General features: G+C 37.2%; 6 protein-coding genes. All 6 read left to right on the plus strand.

From position 1 onward, the window contains the following. Position 1: 1 nt before the first annotated feature. The 6 genes from IMO47_RS00635 to IMO47_RS00660 all read left to right on the plus strand — a co-directional run bounded on the left by IMO47_RS00635 (position 2) and on the right by IMO47_RS00660 (position 6,359). Entirely contained in the window at positions 2 to 1,030 is a 1,029-nt protein-coding gene (locus IMO47_RS00635) for a fimbrial protein (RefSeq protein ID WP_196077387.1), read from the plus strand. A 57-nt stretch (positions 1,031 to 1,087) separates the two neighbouring features. After that, positions 1,088 to 1,615 (plus strand): fimbrial protein, encoded by a 528-nt coding sequence (locus IMO47_RS00640; RefSeq protein WP_242052580.1) that lies wholly within the window; start codon positions 1,088 to 1,090, stop codon positions 1,613 to 1,615. 369 nt (positions 1,616 to 1,984) lie between these two features. After that, the gene (locus IMO47_RS00645; protein WP_196075824.1) at positions 1,985 to 2,269 is read left to right on the plus strand and encodes a transposase family protein; all 285 of its coding nucleotides are present in this window, start codon (positions 1,985 to 1,987) and stop codon (positions 2,267 to 2,269) included. Positions 2,270 to 2,372: 103 nt separating this feature from the next. Continuing rightward, the gene (locus IMO47_RS00650; RefSeq protein ID WP_196075825.1) at positions 2,373 to 2,555 is read left to right on the plus strand and encodes a hypothetical protein; all 183 of its coding nucleotides are present in this window, start codon (positions 2,373 to 2,375) and stop codon (positions 2,553 to 2,555) included. 251 nt (positions 2,556 to 2,806) lie between these two features. Further along, entirely contained in the window at positions 2,807 to 3,265 is a 459-nt protein-coding gene (locus IMO47_RS00655; RefSeq protein WP_196077576.1) for a hypothetical protein, read from the plus strand. 361 nt (positions 3,266 to 3,626) lie between these two features. Continuing rightward, positions 3,627 to 6,359, plus strand: a complete 2,733-nt coding sequence (locus IMO47_RS00660) for a type VI secretion system Vgr family protein (RefSeq protein WP_196077577.1) — start codon at positions 3,627 to 3,629, stop codon at positions 6,357 to 6,359. Positions 6,360 to 6,471 lie beyond the last annotated feature (112 nt).

The raw sequence follows: 6,471 nt of genomic DNA on the forward strand, positions 1-6,471 counted from the left end.
GATGAAAAACCAATTACTTGCATCTACTTTGTTATTGCTGACTGCTATGGATGTTTCAGCAGGTTGGTGGAGAACAGAACAAAAAACAGTTTTATATGCTGACTTTGGAACCTATACCTTTACCAATCCAGCCGATAACGCAGTTGGGAAAACATTCAATCAAACTCTAACAGTCAGTATCAATGGTGATGCATATACCACGCATTGTAATAATGGGACTGTCTTAAATGGTCAATCGATTCCTATTTATATGACAACTGATTATGTCAATGGACCACCCATCAATATCTCTGGAAAGAGCTATACTCAAGCGAATGAATATTTACAGGCTTCAGTGACTTATACTTATAATGGCACAAATGTTCCTGTACCAGCAGTCAATCGAAAATTTGGCGATCCAACTGAATGGTGTAGAACAAGTTATCATGGTGGAAATACAACCTTTACTTTAACCATGCGAATCTCTAAACCTTTTGTTGGCTTTAGTTATATTGATGTGCCTATTGCTGACTTTTATACAGGTGACAATGCTGCACCTGCAGGTTCAGGAAAGGCCAATGGTGCAAAACAAACACTGCATCTAAGAGGTCGAGTAGTGGTACCCCAAAACTGCATCATCAATGATAATGTTGATTCTATCGTTGATTTTGGTGACATTCCAAGCTATCGCTTTAAACAGTCTGGGATTGGTAATAAACCGGATGGTATTGCCAAGGCAAATATGCCGTTATCGATAAAATGTAATAGTTATATTGCGAATAACGCACCACTTACATTACGTGTTCAAACCGATAAAGTGGGTGGACCTGCCAATGACATTATTGTGTCTAATAATCCAGATATTGGTTTCAAGATGTCAGATCAAAATGACAATATTCTTATTCCTAATAATATGAATAGTAAAATTCAATTTAACAATACCAATCCAGCCAATATCGTGGTTAAAACCTGGCCAGTGAGTGTAACTGGAAATCAACCTACACCTGGACCTTTTCAGGCGAGAGGTTATTTCCGAATTGACTTTGACTAGGAGTTGATGATGAATGTATTTAAAAAAAATTTTTATCCTGCTGTTTGCTTTATCATAATGAATTGTTACTCATTGAATTATGCTCACGCAGACCTGGGCACCTATAACTTTACTTTAAAAGGTAATGCGACCAATTCTACGTGTGGTGTTGAGGAGAGTGAATCACATAAAATTGTAGATTTAGGTAAAAATTCTACACGTCAACTGAAAGTGCCTGGCGCTAAAGGACCCCGTATAGCAATTCCATTTAATCTGTCACAGTGTCCACCAAATGCTGCAGTAACATTTACATTCATCGGGGAACAGAATCCTGTCAATAATCAATTTTTAGCTTTAACCAATGCAAATGCTGCTGCCACAGCACAACACGTTGCGATAGAACTGACTGATTCTGATCGTAATCGAGTCCCAATCAGTAAAACTTCACGTTTTCCCGGTGATTTAGTGGGTAAAAGTCGTCCTTTCCTGGTGGATGCGAATGGAAAGGTTTCAGCTGTTTTTTACGCAAATTATGTGGCTACAGATGCTGCTGCAACAGCGGGTATCGCAAATGCGTATGCGGAATTTCGTATTGATTATCAATAATACTATAAAATGCCTATAAAGACTTAATATAAAATTATTTTCATATATTTAAAAATACATTTTCAATAAAATGTAATGGGATTACAGCGGGAGGATTGAAAGTCTAATTTTAGTATAAATATTAAATAAAGCTTTCTCATAAATCAAAAAAAGCTTCCTGATGCTCAGTTTAAGCATTATACAGGCATATACCGTTCAATGTTTTCTCTTATGGTTGAACAAAAGCAGATGCAAATTCTTTCTATAGGCAGACCACCAAAACTGTGTTTTGAAGATTAAATTTTACTCTGTTTAAGCTATTGGTGAGAATATCGAACTTTATTCCATGTTGCTACGAGTTTCGGTGTATCAGAGCCCAGTGCATTCATAATGGTTTATCACGTTGAAGATACTTTCATCCAGTCAGGCTTGTTTAATCTATCCAAATATATCCTGGAAAGGGAAGGTATAGACTGGAATGTTATGCTTGTAGATATGACTGAAACTCCAATTCAAAGACCTAAAAAACAGAAGAAAAGCTATAGTGGTAAGAAAAAACTGCATACATTTAAGGTGCAAGCGATCATTCACAGTAAAACTCAGCAAATCCTGAGTTTATGCATGAGTAAAGGTGTTGTACGAGACTTTGAACTGTTCAAACGCAGTTTTCATTGAGTTCCAACATATTCATTTATTCTTGCAGATAATGGTGATTAAGGAGTTTATGTTCTATATCCTGTCAACGTGCAAGACTAGTAAGCGTTGCGGATTAGATCCTGTGTTAAAAAGATATAATCGAGAAATTAATAAAAAAAGAATAGGGATTGAGCTTGTATCGGATGTACTAAAGACTTTAAAAATCCTTGCTGAGTATTATAGAAATAGAGGAAAACAACTTGGCTTAAGGTTTAATTCGATTGCAGGTATTTATAATTTAGAGCTGAGTAAAAATGATTTATAAAATAGGTTGTTGATTAAAAGTAATGATTGTTAATGATTAAAAGTAATGGATTTCTAAATTTATAAAATAAACATGACGAATTATTGAATGTTTTAAATAAAATTAACAAAATTATATATTAATTTTTTTTGTAATCTGGTTATTTAAATTATAATGAAAAATATACTTTTATTTAAAAAGCTTTGTGGTTTATACAGGTTTTATTTAAGTATATGCTGAATTTGTTTAAATCTAATACGGATGATTGATTAATGAAAAAATTATGGTTCTTGCCTTTATTGATGATGGTTGGATGTACAACAGTAGCAACGGGACAAAATCATTTTAAAAATGACATTGAATTAAGTTTTTATCATTATTTGTCGAATAAAAATAGTTCTAATTATGTTGGTGCATATTGTATAGGATATAAAGATGGTCAGAATGTGACTAACCCTCAGCAAGAAATTTTAAAAAAACTAACACAGTCCAACCCAAATATTGTTCCAGTTTCAGAATGTACTGTTGCCAATGATGTAAGACTTAAAAAGGACAATTCGAAAGCAACCTTACTTTTTATCAACTCGTTAAACTGTGATGATCAGCAGCAGTGTACAATTCAAGGGGGTTATTATTTAGGTAATTTAGGTTCACAAGCATCTACATATAAAGCAGTTAAAGTTGATCAAAAATGGTTTTTCACAGTTGCTGATCAAGGACCTGTATCCTAATTTTAAGGTCTTAAGTTACTCATAGAATCACTCCGGCACTTTATGGGTTGGAGTATTCGGCTAAAAATAATAATGTCAGGCATAGCGTTTTAAATCTAATCCTAATGCTCCTATTCAATCAGATAATAAAACTTTTTAAGTGAATCTATTCCTACGACTTATTAGGGAAATTCTATAAAACATCATGATTTTGAGTTGATGAGTTTGATAATCGTCTCAACAATAAGAAAAAAACAAATAAATGTCTAATTCATAATGAGATTTTTTAAAGGCCATGAGCTTAAAAAATGTAATTGATTGTCATTTGAGATATTCTTCACCTTGTGTTAAGTTTTTCTTTATTAAATGTAAGGTCATAATAATGCTTAATAATATTTTTACTTTTTTCGATAGATTGGGATATACAACACAAAAACGTGCCATCCGTGTTCAGTTTTCAAACTCACAACTCAATGCCCAAGTCATGCTGCAACGTATTGATGGTTATCATGCCATCAATGCGGGATTATCCGCAGAACTGATCTGTCTTTCAAGCAATCCATTCATAGAACTCAAGCAGTTTATCGCTTGCCAAGTCTCAGTGGATCAAGTCACAGATTCAGGCAAGCTATTTAGAACTTCGGGGATTATTACAGGTGCATCGCAAGGACAATCTGACGGAGCTTTGTGCTTATATCGCTTAACCCTGCAAGACCCAACAAGCCTATGGCATAAACGACGTAACAGCCGCGTGTTTATGAATAAAAGCATTCCTGAAATTTTTCAAGTAATTTTCAAGGAATGGCAGACGAAAAGCAATTTGTTTGCATCCAGTTTAAAACTGGACCTCAGTGGTCTAACCAAGACCTATGACGTACGTCCATTTTCAATGCAGATAAATGAATCTGACTACACATATTTGACTCGAATTTTACGTGAAGAGTCAATCAATTGGTTGATTGATGAATCAAATTATGTGGTTTTAGATCACAATCAAGGTATAGAACCACAGCAGTTACGTTTAATTGATGGCAACGCGCAATTTAAAGCGCTTGACCGTAGAAGCATCCGATACCACAGATCCCATGCCACTGAACAGTACGACAGCATCACCAGTTTAGTCGCAAACAGGCAATTACAGTCGACTGCAATCCATATACAACGTTGGCAAGCAGATGATTTAAGTCTAGAAGACGGCAGTGGTTCAGTATTGAGTTCTCACAAGCACAGTGCAAATCGAGACAATGAAAGTCTAAGCTTAGAACAGGCATGGAGTACATCTCCAGCATGGATCAGTGACCTTAAAGGTGAAGACCAAGCCACAAAATCAGGTCATCACCAACTCGAGAAACTCAACCAACAACTGAGTCAATACCAAGCCTTACAGGCCAAATACTTTACAGCACATAGTCATGTCCGAGATACCCAGGTCGGCTATTGGTTTGAGTTGTTGGAAAATCCAGAACTTGAAAAAAATCATGCTGCTCAAGATCGGGAGTTTTTAATACTCAAAAAGCACTACTACAATCAAAACAACCTTCCCAAAGACATTCAAGATCAGGTTGAAAAACTCTTAATGCTGAGCCATTGGCAAATCAGCAAAGACAGTGAGCAGGAACGGCAAGCCAATGAGCTGATGATTGTGCGTCGAAGTATTGACGTGGTTCCCGAATACGATCCACTGATACATCGTCCTAGTGCCTATGTACAACGTGCCATCGTGGTGGGTGATGGCGAAGAAATCCATGTCGATGAATGGGGGCGGATTAAAGTCCGTTTCTTATTTACCCGCCCTGATGATCATGCCCATGATGGTGGTGCAGGTTCAAATGATAATGATACCGACTCTGCTTGGGTGGATGTACTGACCCCTTGGGCGGGTGACGGTTATGGTGCAAGGTTCCTGCCGAGGGTTGGAGAGATTGTCGTTGTTGAGTTCTTTGACGGCAACCCTGACAGACCATTTGTGACAGGACGAATCCATGAAGGACAACGTTCTCCTACCCAGTTTGATCTCAAAGGCAAGCTACCTGACACGAAAAAGCTCAGTGGTATCCGCTCAAAAGAAGTGAATGGAGAAGGCTTTGGACAACTCAGGTTTGACGACACGACTGGACAGCTCAGTACACAACTACAATCGAGTCATGGTGCAACACAACTCAATCTAGGAAACCTAAGCCATCCTAAAGAAACCGCAGAAAGTGAGGGGCGTGGTGAAGGCTTTGAGTTAAGGACGGATCAGTGGGGGGCGATTCGAGCCACTAAAGGTATTCTACTCAGCTCAGAAGCGTCTGAACAAGCTCAAGGTGCACAGCTTGCGCGTTCTAAAGTGCTTGAAAATATAAAACATCATGCCGATAGCAATCAATATTTTAAAGAAATTGCAACAGTACACCAAATAGATGAACCTGATCTAAGCGCTCAACAATCATTACAAGACAAACTTCAAAAATGGGATGAAAGCAGTGATGCTTTAGTCACTTTGCATAGTGAATCAGCGATGATCTTAGACAGTAAAGAGAGTCTCTATCTTGAGTCAAAACAAAATATAGATGTAAGTAAGTCAAAGAACCTGCAATTTTTTACGGGTAAAAGTTGGATTGCCCAAGCCTTAAACAAAATTACCATCTTCGCCAAACATGCAGGCATCAAGATTAAATCGGGTGAGGGCGATGTAGAGATGACTGCACAAAAAGGCAAGATGATACTTTCATCACAACAACAAATGCATGTGTATTCACTCAGTGATTTTGTCAGGGTGGAAAGTGGGAAAGGAATACTGCTCACCTCAGGTGGCGGCTTCATTAAAATCCAGAACGGAAATATCGAAATTGCCTGTCCAGGATTACTTGAATTCAAAGCAGGTCAGATCAAAACCAACAGTGGTGCAACACTTTCAATGCAGCTCCCTGCAATGCCTGAACTCAAGGCACAGTATGATGAGCATTTTATTTTGCATTATCCTGATGGTGTGCCTGCAAAAAACTTGAAATATAAAATAACTGCTGATGATGGGGAAGTTTTTGAAGGTGTTTCAGATGAGGATGGAAAAACAAATATCTTTAGTAAAGATGCAATGAAAGCATTAAAAATCGAGGTTTTTGCGCCTGAATAAATAATGAGGAGAATTAAGCCATGCAGTTATTTAAGCGTATTGTTCTCTGTTTATTTACAACAATATCCTTTAATGCTTGCTCTAATGTTGAGAAACAAAAAGAAGGTATAAA

It is taken from the genome of Acinetobacter sp. Res13-Abat-PEC15-P4-01 (assembly GCF_015676285.1).
GTDB lineage: Bacteria > Pseudomonadota > Gammaproteobacteria > Pseudomonadales > Moraxellaceae > Acinetobacter > Acinetobacter nematophilus.

Excerpts from the sequence above, each read along its gene's own strand:
- IMO47_RS00645 (WP_196075824.1), top strand. The coding sequence starts at position 1,985 with ATGGTTTATCACGTTGAAGATACTTTCATCCAGTCAGGCTTGTTTAAT.
- IMO47_RS00640 (WP_242052580.1), top strand. The coding sequence starts at position 1,088 with ATGAATTGTTACTCATTGAATTATGCTCACGCAGACCTGGGCACCTAT.
- IMO47_RS00655 (WP_196077576.1), top strand. The coding sequence starts at position 2,807 with ATGAAAAAATTATGGTTCTTGCCTTTATTGATGATGGTTGGATGTACA.
- IMO47_RS00635 (WP_196077387.1), top strand. The coding sequence starts at position 2 with ATGAAAAACCAATTACTTGCATCTACTTTGTTATTGCTGACTGCTATG.
- IMO47_RS00660 (WP_196077577.1), top strand. The coding sequence starts at position 3,627 with ATGCTTAATAATATTTTTACTTTTTTCGATAGATTGGGATATACAACA.